We start from the raw sequence: 17,680 nt of genomic DNA, 5'->3' as shown, positions 1-17,680 counted from the left end.
CCCATCCCGAACACGGCCGTTAAGACCCCTAGCGCCGATGGTACTGCGTCTTAAGGCGTGGGAGAGTAGGTCGCTGCCCGGTCTGCACGATAGATCCAAGACCTCCACACATATCAAACACCAAACGCCCCCGAGCCCAAAAGCCGGGGGCGTTTCTGCGTCCAGCCCCACACCACCTCAAAACCCCGATCAATACCTCCAGCCAGGGTAAGCGCCAGGAAGGCAGGCGGCCTCGACAGGCCTGTCGCCGGGCCTCCGCCTGACTTCGGGACCGGGCTGCTGATCTGGCTCGACTCATAATACAAAAATTTGTATTTGATCGTCATGATGACTAGTTCGACTGAAAATTCCGACCACCTCACGCGCGTAGGGCGACCTTTCCTGGCCCGTCGGCTGGCGCAACTGCACGAGCTTCTCGCCGAGCAAGGCCAGGAGCTGATGCAGGCTGAGGGGGTCGATCTCGATGCCCGGCTTGGGTCGGTCTTCCATCTGGTTGCGACCCGACCGGGCCTCAGCGTCGCTGAACTGGCGGAGGAGCTGGGTCTGTCGCACCAGTTGGCGACCTACAGGATCAAGAAACTGGTTGAGGCCGGTCTGGTCTCACAGGATCGCGACCCCGGCGACCGCACGCGGTCCATCCTGCAGCCAACAGCCAAGGCCCGGCCTGTCATCGAGCAGCTCGAGACGGTGATGAGCCAGCTCGACAAGGTCTATGCCGCGCTGTTCGAGGAGCTGGGTGTTGACCTGCTGGATATCACGAGCCGCGCGCGCAAGGCGCTGACAGAGACTTCCCTGCTGGAGCGTACGAAATCATGACGACCCTTACTCCCCGCCTGACCGCCCTGTTTGATCTCGTCCTCGTTGTGGGCATCGCCATTGTGGTGAAGGCCGTGATGATGGAGATCGCCTGGAAATATGCGGGGCCGGTCTCGCTCCTGTGCGCCGTCATCCTGGCGAGCTGGCTGATTCATCGCCGCGGCAAGCGCTGGTCCGATTACGGACTGTAGCGGCCGGCCGGCTGGAAGGGCTGGCTGCTTCTCCTCCCGCAAGCCGTGCTGATGCTGGCCGTGATGATCGGGGTGTCCGTCGCGTTCAGGACCTGGATCGCTCCGATCCTTCCGATCGCGGTGAGTGCGGAGGACCGGTTTGCGGACATCGCGAACTCACCGGGCTTTCTCATGCTCTGGATCGCGATTGCGATCATCCATGGCGGCTTCTTCGAGGAGATGATCTATCGCGCCTTCACCATTCTCAAGCTGACCGAGGTGATGGGCGGCCGGGAGGGCTGGCGCATGCCGCTGGCGATCGTGTTGCAGGCCGTCTTTTTCGGGGTCCGCCACATGTATTATCAGGGCGTCGGCGGTGGGCTGGCGACCGGATTGATGGGGCTGGGCTTTGGCCTGATGTTCTGGCTCTTCCGTCGCAATCTGTGGCCGCTCATCATCGCCCATGCGTCGACGGGCGTGCTGTCGATGACGGTTCGCTATCCCGATTCGATTGAGGTGGCGGAACCGGGCTGACGAGGGGGCGGCCTGTCGGTTCGGCTGCGAGCTTCTCTTCCACGCAAAAAGGGGCGAGCCGGATGGCTCGCCCCTTTCTGTGTCAGGCGGTGACGCGCGGACCTATTTCACATCGAACCGGTCAGCCTCCATCACCTTGGTCCAGGCGGCGACGAAATCCTTCACGAATTTCGCCTCGTTGTCGTCCTGGGCGTAGACTTCCGAGTAGGCGCGCAGGATGGAGTTCGAGCCGAAGACCAGGTCGGCACGGGTGGCCGTCCACCGGGTCGTACCGGTCTTGCGGTCACGGATCTCATAGGTCGATTTGGAGACGGGCTCCCAAGCATAGGCCATGTCGGTCAGATTGACGAAGAAGTCGGTCGTCAGCTGGCCTTCACGGTCGGTGAAGACGCCATGCTTCGTGCCACCATGATTGGTGCCCAGCACCCGCATGCCGCCGACCAGCACCGTCATTTCCGGCGCCGTGAGGCCGAGAAGCTGGCTGCGGTCGAGGAGCATTTCCTCGGGCGTGACGACATAGTCGGCCTTGGCCCAGTTGCGAAACCCGTCCGCGAGCGGCTCGAGGGACTTGAAGCTGTCGCCGTCGGTCATGGCATCCGTGGCATCGCCGCGACCCGGGGTGAAGGGCACGGTGACCTCGTGGCCGGCCGCCCTGGCCGCCTGTTCCACACCGACATTGCCGGCCAGGACGATGATGTCTGCGACGCTGGCACCGACCTCGCCGGCAATCGGCTCGAGTACGCCGAGCACGCGGGCGAGGCGGTCCGGCTCATTGCCCTGCCAGGCCTTTTGCGGGGCGAGGCGGATTCGGGCACCATTGGCGCCGCCGCGCTTGTCCGAACCGCGGAAGGTGCGGGCGCTGTCCCAGGCGGTGGCGACCATGTCGGACACCGACAGGCCGCTGGCGGCGATCTTTGCCTTGGCGGCGTCGACATCCCAGCCGGTCGGGCCGGCCGGGATCGGATCCTGCCAGATGAGGTCTTCCGACGGCACGTCCGGACCGAAATAGCAGGCCTTCGGACCCATATCGCGGTGGGTCAGCTTGAACCAGGCGCGGGCGAAGGTCTCCTTGAACCAGTCCGGATCGGCCATGAATTTCTCGCAGATGGCGCGATAGGCCGGGTCCATCTTCATGGCCATGTCGGCATCGGTCATGATCGGCATGCGACGCACGGACGGGTCCGAGGCATCGACCGGCATGTGTTCTTCCTTGATGTCGATCGGCTGCCACTGATTGGCCCCGGCCGGGCTTTTCTTGAGTTCCCACTCATAGCCGAACAGGAGCTCGAAATAGCCCATGTCGAACTGTGTCGGATTGGTCGTCCAGGCGCCCTCCAGGCCGGAGGTCACGGCGTTGGCGGCCTTGCCGCCCATATTGGGATTGAGCCAGCCAAAGCCCTGGGCTTCGAGGTCCGCGCCTTCCGGCTCGGCACCCAGCGCACCGGCGTCGCCATTGCCGTGCGCCTTGCCGACGGTGTGACCGCCACAGGTCAGCGCCGCGGTTTCCTCGTCATCCATGGCCATGCGGGCAAAGGTCTCGCGCACCTGGCCGGCGGTCCTGATCGGGTCGGACTCACCATTGACGCCTTCCGGGTTCACATAAATCAGGCCCATCTGCACGGCCGCGAGCGGGTTCTCCATCGTGTCCGGCTTGCTGACATCCTCATAACGCGTATCGGACGGGGCCAGCCATTCCTGCTCGGCGCCCCAATAGGTATCGATTTCGGGATGCCAGATATCCTCGCGACCAAAGCCGAAGCCGTAGGTGTTCAGGCCCATGTCCTCATAGGCGACCGTGCCGGCCAGGAGGATGAGATCGGCCCAGGAGACCGTGTTGCCGTACTTCTTCTTGAGCGGCCACAACAGGCGGCGCGCCTTGTCCAGATTGCCATTGTCCGGCCAGGAGTTGAGCGGGGCAAAGCGGATATTGCCGGCACCGCCGCCACCACGACCATCGGCCAGGCGGTAGGAGCCGGCCGAGTGCCAGGCGAGGCGGATCATCAGGCCGCCATAATGGCCGTAATCGGCCGGCCACCAGTCCTGGCTGTCCTTGAGGAGGGCCTTCATGTCGGATTTGAGGGCGTCAACATCGAGCTTTTTCAGCTCGGTGTGATAGTCGAAGTCCGGCCCCATCGGGTCCGGCTTGCTGTCATGCTGGTGCAGGATGTCGAGATTGAGCGCGCGCGGCCACCAGGCCATCACGCTGCTGCCGGTCCCGGTATTGCCGCCGTGCATGACGGGGCAGCCACTCATGCCCTTCGGATCATTGCCGTCCATGGTCTTCCTCCCGATTATTGGTTCAAGTCCTGTCTCCCGGTTGGGAGATCTCGCGACCACTATCTCAAATGGCTGTCTATCGATCCAATCAATTTATTTATGGATGGGTATAGAGGCGGTCACTATCGCGAAAATTGCTTTGGGCGCGCTGGAGCCCTCCCCTGATGGGGGCCCTGGTGCTAGGCTCAGCCCGACAAGCGGAGTATGCGATATGGGCGACGGGTTTTATGCAGGGAAGACTTTCTGGGTGACCGGTGCCTCGTCCGGGCTGGGGCGGGCGATGGCGATCGACCTGTCCAGGCGCGGCGCGCGGGTCATCCTGTCCGGTCGCAATGAAGCGGCGCTGGCGGAAACCCGCGACCAACTGGCCGGCGACAGCCATGTCCTGGCGTTCGAAACGACCGATTATGACGCCCTGCCGGGGATCGTCGACGACGCGCTCGCCTGGACCGGTCGCATAGACGGGCTGATCAATAATGCCGGCATCTCGCAGCGCAGTCTCATCGTCGATACCGACATGGCGGTCTATCGCCGCCTCATGGAAGTCGACTTCTTCGCACCTGTTGCCCTGACCAAGCTCGTCCTGCCGCACATGATCGCGGCGGGATCGGGACATGTCTCGATCGTCAGCTCGCTGGCCGGCAAGATCGGCACCCCGGTCCGCTCGGGCTATTGCGCTGCGAAACATGCCTGTGTGGGCTTTTACGAAGCGATGCGGGCCGAGGTCGAGACAGCCTACGGGATCAGTGTCTCGGTCATTCTGCCCGGATCGGTACAAACCGGCATCTCGCGCAATGCGCTCTCGGCCAGCGGCGCACCGCGCGGTGTGTCGGATGCCAATATCGACGGCGGGATGAAGCCGGAATCCGCTGCTGCGCTCATCCTGGACGGGATTGCGGCCGGCCGGAATGACATTGTCATCGCCGAAGGCATGGAGGCGGCAGCGCTGGGTTTGCGGACCAGCGATCCGGAACAACTCTTCGCCATCCTGGCCGAACAGGGCAGGGCGCTCGCGGCATCCGCCGGATCGGACGAACCGATCGAGCTGCGCCGGGTGAATGATGACGCGCCGGTGTGAGGCCGAAATTGCGGAAACATCTGGTGCCGGCTGAGGGACTCGAACCCCCGACCCCCTGATTACAAATCAGGTGCTCTACCAGCTGAGCTAAGCCGGCCTCCAGAAACGGTCTGATACGCGGGCGCGGCGGGCGCGACAAGTGTTTGCTGCAATTGCGCCGCCTCAACGCCCGCAGGACCGGTCAGTCCTTGACCGCGACCGTGTCGAGCACGGTCAGGAGCGCGGCCATGACAACAAAGCCGGTGAGGGTGTGGGTGCCGTCGAGGACGAGCAGCAGGACCGGCTGCAGGGCGTAGATCGTGCCATAGGCCTGGGCGAGCAGGACGAAGCCGGCCCACAGGAAAACCGCCCATTTGATATGGCTGGTCAGCCCGTCTGCCTTGAGCGCCTTGAGGGCGAAGCCGAGACAGCCGGCAAACAGGAGGCACTGGATGAAGCCGCCACCCATGGACAGTGCCATCTGCTCTTCCATGGTTGCGATGTCAGCGTCGGTAGAGCCCCATAGCCCCATCCACAGATCGGCAAAGAGCATACCGTAGAAAAGCGCACCGACCATCCAGAAGGCGATGCCTGCCGCCAGAACGGCAAGCGGGTTCAATCCGAGAATTCGCGGCATTTCCTGTTCCCTCCCCCATGCAGGGCTTGTATGTCTCGCCCTGCGAGGCGATGTCCCCGAGACTCGCCTTTCACGCGAACAGATTACGCTTTATTCCGCGCAAGAGAAGAACTCCGACTATGGCCCGTATACTGATCACCAGCGCTCTGCCCTACATCAATGGCGTCAAGCATTTGGGAAATCTGGCCGGGTCGATGCTGCCGGCCGATGTCTATGCCCGTTTCCAGCGCCTGCGCGGTCATGATGTGCTCTATATCTGCGCCACGGACGAGCACGGCACGCCGGCCGAGCTGGCTGCCGATGCAGCGGGCATGGATGTGCGCGCCTATTGTGACGAGCAGCATGATATTCAAAAGCGCGCCGGTGCGGGCTTCTCGCTGAGTTACGACTATTTCGGCCGCACCTCGAACGCGCCGAATATCCGCCTGACCCAGCATTTTGCCGACGTGCTGGAGGCCAAGGGGCTGATCGTCGAGCGGGTCGAGGAACAGGTTTTCTCCATCGATGATGATCGCTTCCTGCCGGACCGCTATGTCGAGGGGACGTGCCCGCATTGCGGTTTCGAGCGCGCCCGCGGGGACCAGTGCGACAATTGCGGCCGCCTGCTCGAGCCGACGGATCTCAAGGAGCCCTATTCGAAGATTTCCGGCTCGAAGAATCTCGAAGTGCGCGAGACCAAGCATCTCCACCTCGTCCAGACCAAGATGGAAGCGCGGATCCGCGACTGGGTCGACGCGGCCACCGAATGGCCCAGCCTGGCCAAGTCGATTGCCTATAAATGGCTGGATGAGGGCCTGCGCGACCGCTCCATCACCCGCGACCTGAAATGGGGTGTGCCGGTCGCCCATGAGGGCAAGCCGCGCGAGGGCTTTGAAAACAAGGTCTTCTATGTCTGGTTCGATGCGCCGATCGGTTACATCGGCGCCACGGCGGAATGGTCCGAGGCTGGAAACGGCGATTGGGAAAGCTGGTGGCGCACCGACAAGGGCGCGGATGACGTCACCTATGTCCAGTTCATGGGCAAGGATAATGTCGCCTTCCACACCGTCTCCTTCCCGGCCACGATCCTGGGCTCGGAAGAGCCGTGGAAGACGGTCGACAAGCTCAAGGCCTTCAACTGGCTGACCTGGTATGGCGGCAAGTTCTCGACCTCGGAAAAACGCGGCGTCTTCATGGACCAGGCGCTGGACATCCTGCCGGGCGATTACTGGCGCTGGTATCTCACGGCCAACGCGCCGGAAGGTTCGGATGCGGCCTTCACCTGGGAGCATTTCCAGGGGCTGATCAATTCCGACCTCGCCAATGTTCTGGGCAATTTCGTCAACCGGATCACCAAATACACCGTTTCGAAGTTTGACGGCCAGGTGCCGGCTGCCGGCACGCCCGGCGAGAACGAGGCCTGGCTGGCGGCCGAGCTGGACACCCGGCTTCCGGCCGTCATCGCCAATATGGAAGCCATGGAATTCCGCAAGGCGGCGTCGGAAGTGCGCGCCATCTGGGCGGCCGGCAATGAGTATCTCACCAAGGCCGAGCCCTGGGTGAAGTACAAGACCGATATTGATGCGGCTGCCGTGGGCGTGCGTACGGGTCTCAACCTGGTGGCCCTGTTCGGTATTCTGGCACAGCCCTTCATCCCGGACGCAGCCGCGAAAATCCTCGACGCGGTGGGCGTGCCGGAAGACCGGCGGACCTGGAATTTCGGAGATTCAGCCAGCGACCTGCTCGATGCGCTGCCGCACGGGCTCGCCATCACGCCGCCGGATGTGCTGTTCGCCAAGATCGAGGATGCGCAGCTGGCCGAATGGTCGGAGCGCTTTGGCGGGGCGCCGGGCGAATAGCACCCGTTGCCAATACACCTGATAGCAGGCGGAACAAGTCATTGATCTCTTGTCGGGACTCCGCCTTGGTCCTTCCGGTTCGTCAAGGCGCATGCCCGCTTCGCGGCACCGAAGGTGGCCTTGACGAACCGGAAGGACCAAGGCCCACTGGCTGACAAGAAATCAATGGGGGAGAGGGCGCGCTGGCGCCGTCTTGGGATATGATGAAACACGCAGTATTGGCGGTCGCTTGTCTCATGGCCTGTGCCGCCTGCGGCGGCTCGCCCGACGCGCCGGCAAGTGAAGACGTGGATGGCTCGGAAACCGCGCAGGCCGCCGCCGCTGCTGAAACGCCGACACCGGACTTTGCCGGCATTCCTGACTGGCGCCCGGTCGATCCGGCCGATCTTCTCCTGATCCAGGTCGAGGACGGCATGATTGCCATTGAGCTGGCTGACTGGATTGCTCCCAACCACGCCAATCGCATGCGCCAGGCGGCGCGCGACGGGTTTTTCGACGGGCGCAGCTTCTATCGGGTCATTGACGGTTTCGTCGCCCAGGGCGGTCGCGGCGAGGATCCGGACGCGGTCGAACTGCCGCAATACCCGCCGCTGGCCGGCGAGTTTGCGGTTCCGGCTTCCACTGTCACCTTCACACCGATGATCGACGCCGACCTCTATGCGCCGATGATTGGCCATGTCGACGGCTTCCCGGCCGCGATGGATGAGGCAGGCAGCGCGGTCTGGCCGATCCATTGTCCCGGCACGGTCGCCATGGCGCGCGACAATGATCCCGACAGCGGCGATGTCGAGTTTTACATCGTGATCGGTCAGGGACCGCGCCATCTCGACCGCATCATGTCGGTGTTCGGCCGGGTGATTGACGGCATGGCGCATGTCCAGGCCCTGCGCCGCGGCGATCCGACGGTCAATTCCGGTGTGATTGCCGACCCGACGGCTCGTGACACAATAATGTCAGCAAGGATGGCATCCGACCTTCCCGTAGCGGACAGACCGGCCTATGAGGTCATGCGCACCGACGGGCAGGCCTTTTTCGAGGCCAAGCAATCCCGTCGAAACCGCACACACGAATTCTTCTTTGAAACCCCGCCGCCGGTGATCGAGGCCTGTCATGTGCTCGGTCCGGTGCGGCTTGTTGAACAGCCCGATCATGACTGAAACGCCTGCCGAATACGCGCCGCTCGATATTGTCGGGATCGCCATGAAGAGCGATGCGATTGACGCGCTGACATCGCCGCTCGAATTTGCCATTGCGTCCGAGGACCCCTGGGTGGTCAATGCCGGGATTCTGGCGATCGGACATGCCGCGCGCCGCTTCAAGGCTTACCCGTCGGGCTTGAAGGATGCGCTGTGGGCGCGAATCCATGATTTCCCGCAGGCGGAACAATTGCGTTCGGCCTGCCTGACGGCCCAGGACGATATCCGCCATTTCAAGGCCAAACCGGTCTGATCGCCTCTTGCGCGGAGGGCCTCGCCGTTCCACTTGGCAAAGGGCAGAGGCCGGTAGCAAAGGCGATTTCCCATGACTGAAACGACTGCGTCACCGACCGGGGCTACGGCCTATAAAGAACGCCGCTATGGCGTGGCCACGCATGCCGAGCTGGCGCCCCTGACCGGGCTGGAAATGCTCGAGGCGGTCCGCGATGGCCGTCTGCCGGCGCCGCCGATCAGCCAGGCCCTGGGCTTTGACCTGGTCGCCGTTGAAGCCGGACGGGCCGTGTTTGAAGGCGAGACCGGGGCGCATCTGCTCAATCCGGCCGGCACGGTTCATGGCGACTGGGCGCTGACCCTGATCGACAGTGCCGCCGCCTGTGCCGCCCATTCGGCGCTGCCGGTCGGTCAGGTCCAGACCACGGTCGAGACCAAGGCCAATTTCACGCGGCCGATCCTGGTGGATACCGGGCGGGTGCGGTGCGAGGCCTGGATCGTGTCGCAGGGCAGGACCCTGATCACCACCGAGGCCCGGGTCACAGGGCCGGATGGCCGCATCCTGGCGCACGGGACCTCGACGCTGATGGTGCTCAAGCCGGGCGGCTAGTGTCCGGTTGGCCGTCCTAGCCCCAGTCGCGTCGGCTCAGCCAGAGGATGGCGAGGGCAAAGACGATGACGCCGCCAATCCCGCCCATCGCGATCGCCAGATCGCCGCGGCTGCCCTCGGACGCCAGGACATTGACCGGCATCAGCCAGGGAAAATAGAGACCCTTCTCGGCACTGGTCGCAGCGACGGCCACGAAGGTCCCGCCAATGCCGACCGAGACCGGTGCGGCAAAGCTGCGAAAGCGCATGGCCAGTGTCCACTGGATGGCCATGACCAGCAGGCCGGCGACAAACATCCAGCCATACAGGCGCAGTGCCAGCATCGCATCATACTGGCCGGCCATTTCGACCTCGCTGCCGAGCTGCAGGCCAACCAGTGCGCTGGTCCAGCTGGCGAGGGCGACGGCGGCACTGACCACGGCCATCAGGCCGAGCGAGACGAGTGCCTTGGCCAGAAAGACCTGCCAGCGCGGCACGGGCAGGGCGAGCGTGTGGGACCAGGTATTGGGTCCGTGTTCGAGCTGGGCAATCAGGGCGGTCAGGCCGATCACGCTCATCGGCAACAGAAAAAAGGCCCAGATGGCCGCGCCCGCCACAGTGTGCACCCTCCAGTCTTCCGGCGCATTGCCGCTGGCCACGACCAGGGCACCGAGCGCAAAGACCATGACGGGCGGTGTGGCCGCGACCAGCAGGACCAGCGAGCGGCGCAGCTTGGTTGCTTCGGCGATCAGCACATTGATCATGCTGCCTCCTCCCCGTGCCCGGTCAGTGTCATGAAGGTGGTTTCCAGATCGGCCCGTTCCAAGCGCAATTCGCTGACCTGGCACCCGGCGTCGTGCAGGGCGGCATTCAGCGCTGCGGCGCGCTCCGGCGTGATGGCAACGGGATCGGTGAGGATGAAGCGGTCACCCTCGCGGATCGGGTCGGCAAAGCCCGCGGCGTGAAGTACCGGCGCGACCTGTTCCGGCGGACCGGCGGTCAGGATCAGTCGCGGTGTTTGCTGCCGGGACAGATCCTCCAGCGTGCCGTCAAACAGGACACGGCCCTTCTGCAAAAGGCCAACATGGCTGGCCAGCTGCTCGATCTCGGACAGGAGATGGCTGGACATGAAAATAGTCGCGCCGGTGCGTTCGGGCAGGGCCCGGATCAGGGCCCGCATGTCGCGGATCCCGGCCGGGTCGAGGCCATTGGTCGGCTCGTCGAGGATAAGGAGTTTCGGCTCGGCCAGCAGGGCCCGGGCCAGGCCCATGCGCTGTTTCATGCCGAGCGAATACTGTCCGACCCGGCGATCGGCCGCCTCGCGCATGTCGACCAGCTCGAGGGCGCGGTCGATGAGGGCGGGAGCAATCCCCAAAAGGCGGCGCGAGACATCGAGATTCTCGCGGCCGGTCAGATTGGGAAAGAGGGCCGGCGTCTCGATCACTGCACCGACGCTGGCCAGGGCCTGGCGGCGGGAGCGGGCGAGGTCGTGGCCACCGATCCGGATGCGGCCCGATTGCGGGCGCAACAGCCCCATGGCACAGCGGATCGCGGTTGTCTTGCCCGCCCCGTTGGGTCCGAGAAAGCCGTAGATGGCGCCGGCGGGAATGGCGAGGTCGATCCCGTCGAGCGCCGTCAGACGGCCATAGCGCTGGGTGACCTGGTGAAACGAGAGAACGGTTTCTGTCATGTCTGCACTAGGCCGCATGGGCGGGCTGCGTGGCAAGGTCATGCGGGCTGTCCGGGCACGGGATTGTGGAAATTAGCGTCCCTCCCGCCGCTTGTGATGACGGGTGCATTGACCTTTGGCCGTGAGCTGGTTGGAATGGCGCCAGCTCATTGAGGGGAAATCGATCATGAAACGCCATCTGATGTCGGCCGTTGCCGCCTTCACGCTTGCCGCGTCTGTCCAGCCCGCCGCCCATGCCTGGCAGGATGCCGCTGGTGACGACGCGCTGCGGCATGCCATTGCTGCGGATTACGAGACCCATCTGGAAGCGCTCTACGAGCATTTCCACGCCAATCCGGAGCTCTCCTTCCGCGAGACCGAGACCGCTGCTCGCCTTGCCAGCGAACTCCGTGCGCTCGGCTTCGAGGTGACCGAGGGGGTCGGCCAGACCGGTATTGTCGCGGTGATGGAAAATGGCGAGGGGCCGACCCTGATGTTGCGCGCCGACATGGACGGCTTGCCGGTTCCGGAACAGACCGGGCTGGACTACGCATCCGAGGTGCTTGGAACCGATCTTCGCGGCGTTGAAAGCCCGGTCATGCATGCCTGCGCCCACGACACCCACATGACCGCCCTGGTCGGCGCGGCGCGCCAGCTGGTCGAACGGACGGACGAATGGTCCGGCACGCTTGTCCTGATCGGCCAGCCCGCCGAGGAACTCGGCGAAGGCGCTGTGGCGATGATCGAGGACGGGCTGTTTGAACGCTTCCCGCTGCCCGATTTCAACGTCTCCTTCCACACTTTCTCCGCCATTCCGACCGGTACGATCACCTATGTGCCCGGCTATGCCATGGCCAATGTCGACTCGGTCGATATCTATGTTCAGGGCCGCGGCGGGCATGGCGCCTATCCGCACACCACCAAGGACCCGATCTACCTGGCGTCGCAGATCGTGGTGTCGCTGCAGTCGTTGGTGTCGCGCGAAGTGTCGCCGCTCGAGCCGGCCGTGGTGACGGTTGGCGCCTTCAATGCCGGTACCAAGCACAACATCATCTCCGACAATGCCCATCTGCAGCTTACCGTGCGCTCCTATACCGACGAGGTGCGCGCGCAGCTTCTGTCCGGTATCCGGCGCATCGCGGCCAGCCAGGCGGCCTCCTACGGCTTGACGCCTGACGAGTATCCGCGCGTCGAGATCGAGGAGACCTACACGCCGGCGCTCTACAACAGTCCCGATCTGGCAGCCCGTGCGGTTGATGTCATGCGCAGTCGGTTCGGTACCGACGCCGTGGTCGAAACCTCCCCGGTCATGGGCGGTGAGGATTTCTCGCAGTATCACCGCACCGAACACAACATCCCGACCTTCATGTTCTGGGTCGGCGGCACCACGCAGGAAACCCTCGAGGATTACGGCGCGCGCGGCCTCGTGCCGCCGTCCAACCACTCGCCTTTCTTTGCGCCGGACGACCCGCAGGGCTCGATCACCCAGGCAACTGAGGCGATGACCGCGGTAGCGCTTGATATTCTCGCAACACCGGCTGCGGAGTAAGGCGGTGGACGGCGTAACGCGCCGCAGTTTCACGGGCGCCAGCTGGGAAAACCAGGTCGGCTATTGCCGCGCGATCCGGCGCGGCAATCTGGCCTGGGTCACCGGGACTGTGTCGCTGGACGCACACGGCCAGCCGTTTGCCGTCGGCGATCCGGAAGCCCAGGCGCGGCGCTGTTTCGAGATTATCGGCAAGGCACTCGACGAGGTCGGCGGCGCGCTTACGGATATTGTGCGGACGCGCATGTTCGTCACCGATATCGATCACTGGGAGGCCTTTGGCCGGGCGCATGCTGCCGTTTTCAAGGACCATCCGCCGGCCACGACCATGGTCGAGATCTCGCGCTTTATCGGTCCGGATTTCCTGATCGAGATCGAAGCCGATGCCTGTATCGAAGCGGCCTGACAAGACAGGCTGCGAAACACCAAGACCGAGACGGATCGCCATCATGGCCAAGCTGACATTCTACCATTGCCCCCGGACCCGCGGCTTTCACGCCCTGTGGATGCTCGAGGAAATCGGCGAGCCTTTCGACCTTCGCATCGTCAATATCCGTGACGATATCCAGTCCGAGGCCTATGGCGCGGTCAATCCGATGCGCAAGGTGCCGGCTCTGGAATATGAGGGCGAGCTGATCACGGAGAGTGCGGCGATCTGCGCCTGGCTGGCCGACCGTTTTGCCGGAAAGGGGTTCGCGCCCGCCATCGATGCGCCGGGGCGCGGCAGCTATCTGCGCTGGCTGTTTTTTGCGGGCTCGGTGATCGAGCCGGCCTTCATCGACAAGGCCATGTCACGGGAAACACCGCGCCAGACTGCCGGCTGGGGTGATCTTGCCACGGTCATGGAGACGCTCGCCCGCGGCCTTGAGGGGCGCGACTACCTGGTGGGCGAGCATTTCACCGCCGCCGACCTGATGGTTGGGTCGACGCTGAATTTCATGATGAATTTCAAACTTCTGGAACGGGCCGAGCCATTTTCATCCTATGTCGGCCGGCTGACGGAACGGCCGGCCTACCAGCGGGCGTTCGAGCGGGAGGCTGCGCTCGCCGGCTGAGGCATGGCAGGCGGGGTTTGCGCCGCGCAGGCGGCAGGGCTAGGGTCGCGCCCGATCATTGAAGGAACGTTTCATGTCGTTGATTCCGGCTGACAATCATCTGGCCGTGATGGCCGGCCTGTTCGCGATTGCCGCGGCGGGTTTCCTGATCGAGAAAACCCGGGTCGGGGCGCTTCTGACCGGCGCTGTCTGGGCGATTTTCCTGGCGATCATTGCCTCGAATATCGGCCTGATTCCGTCTTCGGCCCCCGCCTATGATTTTGTCTGGACCTATTTCGTCCCGGTCCTGATCCCGCTTTTCCTGATGAAGGCGGACCTCCGGAAAATCTTCTTCGAGACCACGCGCATGGCCGGCGCCTTCCTGCTGGCCTCGGTCGCCACGGTTGTCGGGGCGATCATCGCCTTTTCGCTGATCGATATCGGCGACTATGCCGCCGGTACCGAAGCCGCCACGCTGGGCACCCGCCAGGCTGCCGCTATCGGCGCCTTTACCGCGACCTATATTGGCGGCTCGGTGAATTACGGAGCGTTGATGGCCTCAACCGGGCTTGGTGCCGCCGATCCCAGCTGGGCTTCGGCGATGACTGCGGTCGACAATCTGTATTCCGGCTTTTTCCTGGCCCTTCTGGCGCTGATGCCGGGCTGGAGCTGGCTGGCCAAGCGGTTCAACCCGATTGACCACAGCCAGGGTGACATCGAAGTCGAGGATGAGCGCCCGATTACGGCCGCCTCGCTCTGCCTGTCGGCGGCCTATGCGCTGATCATCGTGACGATCGGCACGCTGATCGCGGATCAGCTCGACAGCCTGTGGGAAGACTCCGGCCGCAAATGGAAGTTTGCGATCATCTCGGTGCTCGCCCTGATCCCGGCGACCGTCTTTCCCAAGACAATCGGTCAGCTGCGCGGCGGTTATGAGATCGGCATTGCCCTGAGCTTCGTTTTCTTCGCCATGATCGCGGCCGGGGCTGATGTCTGGTCGCTGATGCAGCAGGCCCCCGTCCTGTTCGGACTGATCGGCATCATGCTGGCCGTCCATGCCGTCATCCTGTTCGGCGCCGGCAGCCTGCTTCGCCTTTCGCTGCCCGAGCTGATCACCGCTTCGAACGCCGCCATACTTGGCGCCACGACGGCGCCCGCCCTGGCCGCGGCAAAGGGCTGGAAAGACCTGGTGACGCCGGGCGTGCTGGTCGGGGTGCTCGGTTATGCCATCGGCACGCCGATCGCGACGCTGGTATTCGAGCTCTGGCCGGGCTGACCGGACAGGACACAGGCCGGCGCACGGCAAGGGCGGCGTCAACGGTGGATCCCGGCCGGGCGAAGCCCCCTGCACAATTACGCAGCTGTCATCTCCCGGACAGCGCCGGGCAGGCCTTTGAACGACACTATCTGCTCACGCACTGCATCCGATTGAAACTCGGCCTGCATCAGGGGGGATGAAATCGTGAAAAGGGGACGACCCATGACCAAGAAATTCCTGATTGCTACCAGCGCGGCCGCGCTCGCCGGCGCGGCGCTGGTCTCCATGTCTGCCGGAGCGACGCAGCTCAGCGGTGCCCCGCAATCCCTATCCGGCGACCGGATCGAGATCGAGAACTTCGTCGGTCGCATCGAGATCCGCACCGGCAGCTCTGACACGATCTCGGTGGCCATGACCAATACCGGTGGCCATGTTGATGATCCGGAGGTGACCGATGCCGGTTCAACCGTTCGCATTGACGGCGGTTTGACCCTGCGCAACACCAATTGCCGGACCCGCAACAACGTCATGAGTATCGGCCTCGACCGCGGTGCGCGTCACAGCATTGACGAGTATCCCAGCCTGGTCATCACGGCGCCGGCCTCGGTCGCGCTCGAGCTGCGCGACAGTGCCTTTGTCGGCACCGCCGGTGATCTCGGCGAAGTCGATCTGAGCATGAACAGCTGTGGACGCTTTGAGGCGGGTGATGTGCGCGGCGATGCGCATGTGCGGATCAACGGCTCCGGCGACATCACAACCGGCTCGATCGAAGGCAATGCCTGGATCGGCATCAACGGGTCGGGCGATGTCGTGACCGGCGCTATCGGGCGCGACGTGTCTGTCGACATCAACGGTTCCGGTGATGTGGAAACCGGCGATGTGAGCGGTGATGCCGAAGTCGACATCAATGGGTCCGGCGATGTCGAGTTCGGTCGTGTCGCCGGTCTCGCGATCGGTATATCCGGATCCGGTGACGTTGAGGCCGCGAGCATGAATGGCGCTTTCTCGTCGCGCATTTCCGGTTCCGGGGATATCGCGGTTCATGGCGGCCGGGCGCAGCCTTTCGAAGCCTCGATTGGCGGTTCCGGCGACATCGCTTTCCGCGGCACGGCGGTTGATGTCACCGTGAACGAGCGTGGCGGTGGCGATGTCTCGATTTCCGAGATTGAGGGCCGTGTGAACTGGACCCGCAATGGCCGCACCGTGCTGCGCGTCGGTGATATTCACTAGCCCGTCAAACCAGATCCCTCCGCGCCCGACTCCCCCCTCCGGGCCGGATCAAGCAGATGGCGCCTCGTCTTTGACCGGGCGCCATTTTGCTGCCTCATAGAGGGCGATGGCGGCGGCATTGGAGACGTTCAGGCTCTCCACCGCGCCGGTCATCGGGATGCGGACCAGCTGGTCGCAACACTCCGCAACGCGCGTGCGCAGTCCCTTGTCTTCCGAGCCCATGACCAGGACCAGGCCCGGCCCCCAGCCCTTGCCATCCGGCGCCGCCAGTGCGGTCGCGAGGTCAAGCTCGGCTTCGCCGGCCAGACCCAGCACATGCCGCCCGGCCTTGCGGAAATCGAGCAGGGTGTCGGCGATATTGGTGACCCGCACATGGGCAACCCGTTCGGCGGCTCCGACCGCGCTCTTGCAGACCGTGCCGAACAGGGGCGGGGCCTTGCGGTCCTGCATGATCACGGCGCGGATGCCGAAGGCGGCGGCCGAGCGCAGGATGGCGCCGACATTGTGCGGGTCGGTGATCTGGTCGAGCACGAGCAGGGCGCCGTGGGTCGGGTCGATCACGCCATTGATCGACTCGGCGGGCAGGGCGCGGGCCCGGGCCGCGAAGCCCTGGTGCACGGCGCCGTCCGGCAGCGCATTGTCGATCAGTTTCGGTTCGACCTGGTCGTGATCTGTCCCCGCGGGGAGTTCACGCGCCGCATTGCGGGTGACCTTCAGCTCGAGGATTTCTCGGCGCTTGTTGGCGACCGCAGCGAGCACGGCGTGGCGGCCCCAGATCCAGCCGGAATCGCCAGTGCCAGAAGGCTTGGAGCGGCGGCTGTAATCGGTCCGTTTGGAAGTGTTGCGCATGGGAGTCTTCGTCACTATAGTCCGCGCTCCTGTTTTGGGGCGGTCACCTGATTTGCCGAGGCATAGCATGCCTCCCCGCAAGCTGAGACTGTTTCTTGCAGGACACCGAAAGGCCGGTTACATCGCGGCCTCTAGGCACCCTGTGGAGGGGTGGGAGAGTGGTTAAATCCACCAGACTGTAAATCTGGCCGCTATGCGTACGCTGGTTCGAATCCAGCCCCCTCCACCACTTTTTCGCAGCGGATATCGGACACAGGTGTCAATCCTGACCGCGCTGCGGGACCCCGTTGCAGCGCGTTCTGATGGCCTGCCCCGCCTGTTCTTTCCTTGCCCTTCTGATAACAATCGGCTGCCGGCTGAGCAGCCCGCCGGTTGTTTCAGCGGTCCTAAACCTTTGTGCGCGATATTGTCTGGCGTGAGACGGGGAAGGCAGCAAATGTTCAGGCGCTACTGGCCGAAAAGTCAGGCTGACCGGCATGTCGACGTTGCATCGAAGCGGTCGCTTGCTGGCTTTTGTGTCCTGGCCGGCTCGGCCGGTATCGCGGTGACCGGCATCAATCTGAGGTTTTTTGCCGAGGCGCCCGCGGCTGTCACCATCGGTGGCGTGGCGGCACTGATGTGCCTGCTGGCGCCACTGTGGGTCAATGCCAACGATGACTACAAGAATCGGGCGCGCCTGGTTGGCGGAATCACATTGACCCTGTTGATGGTCCTTGCCGGGATGGGCAAGACGCTGATTACGCCAAGCAA

General features: G+C 64.0%; 19 protein-coding genes, 2 tRNA genes and 1 rRNA gene. 16 read left to right on the top strand and 6 right to left on the bottom strand.

Annotation, left to right across the window (positions count from 1 at the left end):
- The 4 genes from rrf to QZZ02_RS14080 all read left to right on the top strand — a co-directional run.
- Positions 1-82: ribosomal RNA gene (rrf, locus tag QZZ02_RS14095) — 5S ribosomal RNA — on the top strand; the annotation flags it as partial.
- Positions 83-327: 245 nt separating this feature from the next.
- Positions 328-816 carry a MarR family transcriptional regulator gene (locus QZZ02_RS14090; protein WP_291845319.1) on the top strand — a complete coding sequence of 163 codons (489 nt, stop codon included), beginning with the start codon at positions 328-330 and terminating at the stop codon, positions 814-816.
- Positions 813-1,007: a hypothetical protein gene (locus tag QZZ02_RS14085; protein ID WP_291845318.1), complete on the top strand. Its 195-nt coding sequence runs from the start codon at positions 813-815 to the stop codon at positions 1,005-1,007. The genes QZZ02_RS14090 and QZZ02_RS14085 overlap by 4 nt, the downstream gene beginning before the upstream one ends.
- A gap of 51 nt (positions 1,008-1,058) precedes the next feature.
- Complete coding sequence (locus QZZ02_RS14080; RefSeq protein ID WP_291845317.1) at positions 1,059-1,520, top strand: CPBP family intramembrane glutamic endopeptidase; 462 nt, start codon at positions 1,059-1,061, stop codon at positions 1,518-1,520.
- 102 nt (positions 1,521-1,622) lie between these two features.
- Here the strand turns inward: QZZ02_RS14080 and katG are convergent, their stop codons facing one another.
- A complete protein-coding gene (gene katG, locus QZZ02_RS14075; RefSeq protein WP_291845316.1) occupies positions 1,623-3,797 on the bottom strand; it encodes a catalase/peroxidase HPI in 2,175 nt (724 codons plus the stop codon).
- 211 nt (positions 3,798-4,008) lie between these two features.
- Here katG and QZZ02_RS14070 point away from each other — a divergent pair, with 211 nt between their 5' ends.
- Positions 4,009-4,875: an SDR family NAD(P)-dependent oxidoreductase gene (locus tag QZZ02_RS14070; protein ID WP_291845315.1), complete on the top strand. Its 867-nt coding sequence runs from the start codon at positions 4,009-4,011 to the stop codon at positions 4,873-4,875.
- A gap of 21 nt (positions 4,876-4,896) precedes the next feature.
- Here QZZ02_RS14070 and QZZ02_RS14065 read toward each other — a convergent pair.
- A tRNA-Thr gene (locus QZZ02_RS14065) sits at positions 4,897-4,972 on the bottom strand.
- 84 nt (positions 4,973-5,056) lie between these two features.
- Entirely contained in the window at positions 5,057-5,491 is a 435-nt protein-coding gene (locus QZZ02_RS14060) for a DUF1761 domain-containing protein (protein WP_291845313.1), read from the bottom strand.
- 119 nt (positions 5,492-5,610) lie between these two features.
- Here QZZ02_RS14060 and metG point away from each other — a divergent pair, with 119 nt between their 5' ends.
- The 4 genes from metG to QZZ02_RS14040 all read left to right on the top strand — a co-directional run bounded on the left by metG (position 5,611) and on the right by QZZ02_RS14040 (position 9,366).
- Positions 5,611-7,329 (top strand): methionine--tRNA ligase, encoded by a 1,719-nt coding sequence (gene metG, locus QZZ02_RS14055; protein ID WP_291845312.1) that lies wholly within the window; start codon positions 5,611-5,613, stop codon positions 7,327-7,329.
- Positions 7,330-7,532: 203 nt separating this feature from the next.
- A complete protein-coding gene (locus QZZ02_RS14050; RefSeq protein ID WP_291845311.1) occupies positions 7,533-8,486 on the top strand; it encodes a peptidylprolyl isomerase in 954 nt (317 codons plus the stop codon).
- Positions 8,479-8,778, top strand: a complete 300-nt coding sequence (locus QZZ02_RS14045; protein ID WP_291845310.1) for a hypothetical protein — start codon at positions 8,479-8,481, stop codon at positions 8,776-8,778. Before QZZ02_RS14050 ends, QZZ02_RS14045 begins: the two co-directional genes overlap by 8 nt.
- A gap of 72 nt (positions 8,779-8,850) precedes the next feature.
- Positions 8,851-9,366 carry a PaaI family thioesterase gene (locus QZZ02_RS14040; RefSeq protein WP_291845309.1) on the top strand — a complete coding sequence of 172 codons (516 nt, stop codon included), beginning with the start codon at positions 8,851-8,853 and terminating at the stop codon, positions 9,364-9,366.
- Between the two features lie 16 nt (positions 9,367-9,382).
- Here QZZ02_RS14040 and QZZ02_RS14035 read toward each other — a convergent pair whose 3' ends face one another.
- The gene (locus tag QZZ02_RS14035) at positions 9,383-10,108 is read right to left on the bottom strand and encodes an ABC transporter permease (protein WP_291845308.1); all 726 of its coding nucleotides are present in this window, start codon (positions 10,106-10,108) and stop codon (positions 9,383-9,385) included.
- Positions 10,105-11,034 (bottom strand): ABC transporter ATP-binding protein, encoded by a 930-nt coding sequence (locus QZZ02_RS14030; RefSeq protein ID WP_291845307.1) that lies wholly within the window; start codon positions 11,032-11,034, stop codon positions 10,105-10,107. Before QZZ02_RS14030 ends, QZZ02_RS14035 begins: the two co-directional genes overlap by 4 nt.
- Before the next feature lie 166 nt (positions 11,035-11,200).
- Here QZZ02_RS14030 and QZZ02_RS14025 point away from each other — a divergent pair, with 166 nt between their 5' ends.
- The 5 genes from QZZ02_RS14025 to QZZ02_RS14005 all read left to right on the top strand — a co-directional run bounded on the left by QZZ02_RS14025 (position 11,201) and on the right by QZZ02_RS14005 (position 16,081).
- Positions 11,201-12,562, top strand: coding sequence for an amidohydrolase (locus QZZ02_RS14025; RefSeq protein WP_291845306.1), 1,362 nt, complete (start codon positions 11,201-11,203; stop codon positions 12,560-12,562).
- A 4-nt stretch (positions 12,563-12,566) separates the two neighbouring features.
- Positions 12,567-12,965, top strand: coding sequence for a RidA family protein (locus tag QZZ02_RS14020; protein WP_291845304.1), 399 nt, complete (start codon positions 12,567-12,569; stop codon positions 12,963-12,965).
- Between the two features lie 43 nt (positions 12,966-13,008).
- Complete coding sequence (locus tag QZZ02_RS14015) at positions 13,009-13,614, top strand: glutathione S-transferase family protein (protein WP_291845303.1); 606 nt, start codon at positions 13,009-13,011, stop codon at positions 13,612-13,614.
- Positions 13,615-13,687: 73 nt separating this feature from the next.
- Complete coding sequence (locus tag QZZ02_RS14010) at positions 13,688-14,869, top strand: DUF819 family protein (RefSeq protein ID WP_291845302.1); 1,182 nt, start codon at positions 13,688-13,690, stop codon at positions 14,867-14,869.
- A 204-nt stretch (positions 14,870-15,073) separates the two neighbouring features.
- Complete coding sequence (locus QZZ02_RS14005) at positions 15,074-16,081, top strand: DUF2807 domain-containing protein (RefSeq protein ID WP_291845300.1); 1,008 nt, start codon at positions 15,074-15,076, stop codon at positions 16,079-16,081.
- Positions 16,082-16,129: 48 nt separating this feature from the next.
- Here the strand turns inward: QZZ02_RS14005 and rlmB are convergent, their stop codons facing one another.
- Complete coding sequence (gene rlmB / locus QZZ02_RS14000; RefSeq protein ID WP_291845298.1) at positions 16,130-16,930, bottom strand: 23S rRNA (guanosine(2251)-2'-O)-methyltransferase RlmB; 801 nt, start codon at positions 16,928-16,930, stop codon at positions 16,130-16,132.
- A gap of 144 nt (positions 16,931-17,074) precedes the next feature.
- Between rlmB and QZZ02_RS13995 the strand changes: the two genes are divergently transcribed.
- Positions 17,075-17,159 (top strand) — tRNA-Tyr (locus tag QZZ02_RS13995).
- 27 nt (positions 17,160-17,186) lie between these two features.
- Positions 17,187-17,680, top strand: a 494-nt coding sequence (locus QZZ02_RS13990) for a hypothetical protein (RefSeq protein ID WP_291845296.1), incomplete at its 3' end; no start/stop codon positions are given.

Source organism: Maricaulis sp., from assembly GCF_015665295.1.
Lineage (GTDB): Bacteria > Pseudomonadota > Alphaproteobacteria > Caulobacterales > Maricaulaceae > Maricaulis.
This window is presented reverse-complemented; position numbering and strand designations above follow the sequence as displayed.

Bases quoted from the DNA above. Each gene is read 5' to 3' on its own strand.
- QZZ02_RS14045 (WP_291845310.1), top strand. From the start codon at position 8,479: ATGACTGAAACGCCTGCCGAATACGCGCCGCTCGATATTGTCGGGATC.
- QZZ02_RS14035 (WP_291845308.1), bottom strand. From the start codon at position 10,108: ATGATCAATGTGCTGATCGCCGAAGCAACCAAGCTGCGCCGCTCGCTG.
- QZZ02_RS14010 (WP_291845302.1), top strand. From the start codon at position 13,688: ATGTCGTTGATTCCGGCTGACAATCATCTGGCCGTGATGGCCGGCCTG.
- QZZ02_RS14080 (WP_291845317.1), top strand. From the start codon at position 1,059: ATGCTGGCCGTGATGATCGGGGTGTCCGTCGCGTTCAGGACCTGGATC.
- QZZ02_RS14090 (WP_291845319.1), top strand. From the start codon at position 328: ATGACTAGTTCGACTGAAAATTCCGACCACCTCACGCGCGTAGGGCGA.
- QZZ02_RS14030 (WP_291845307.1), bottom strand. From the start codon at position 11,034: ATGACAGAAACCGTTCTCTCGTTTCACCAGGTCACCCAGCGCTATGGC.
- QZZ02_RS14015 (WP_291845303.1), top strand. From the start codon at position 13,009: ATGGCCAAGCTGACATTCTACCATTGCCCCCGGACCCGCGGCTTTCAC.
- QZZ02_RS14050 (WP_291845311.1), top strand. From the start codon at position 7,533: ATGAAACACGCAGTATTGGCGGTCGCTTGTCTCATGGCCTGTGCCGCC.
- QZZ02_RS14060 (WP_291845313.1), bottom strand. From the start codon at position 5,491: ATGCCGCGAATTCTCGGATTGAACCCGCTTGCCGTTCTGGCGGCAGGC.
- katG (WP_291845316.1), bottom strand. From the start codon at position 3,797: ATGGACGGCAATGATCCGAAGGGCATGAGTGGCTGCCCCGTCATGCAC.
- QZZ02_RS14025 (WP_291845306.1), top strand. From the start codon at position 11,201: ATGAAACGCCATCTGATGTCGGCCGTTGCCGCCTTCACGCTTGCCGCG.
- rlmB (WP_291845298.1), bottom strand. From the start codon at position 16,930: ATGCGCAACACTTCCAAACGGACCGATTACAGCCGCCGCTCCAAGCCT.
- QZZ02_RS14070 (WP_291845315.1), top strand. From the start codon at position 4,009: ATGGGCGACGGGTTTTATGCAGGGAAGACTTTCTGGGTGACCGGTGCC.
- QZZ02_RS14085 (WP_291845318.1), top strand. From the start codon at position 813: ATGACGACCCTTACTCCCCGCCTGACCGCCCTGTTTGATCTCGTCCTC.
- QZZ02_RS14005 (WP_291845300.1), top strand. From the start codon at position 15,074: ATGACCAAGAAATTCCTGATTGCTACCAGCGCGGCCGCGCTCGCCGGC.
- metG (WP_291845312.1), top strand. From the start codon at position 5,611: ATGGCCCGTATACTGATCACCAGCGCTCTGCCCTACATCAATGGCGTC.
- QZZ02_RS14040 (WP_291845309.1), top strand. From the start codon at position 8,851: ATGACTGAAACGACTGCGTCACCGACCGGGGCTACGGCCTATAAAGAA.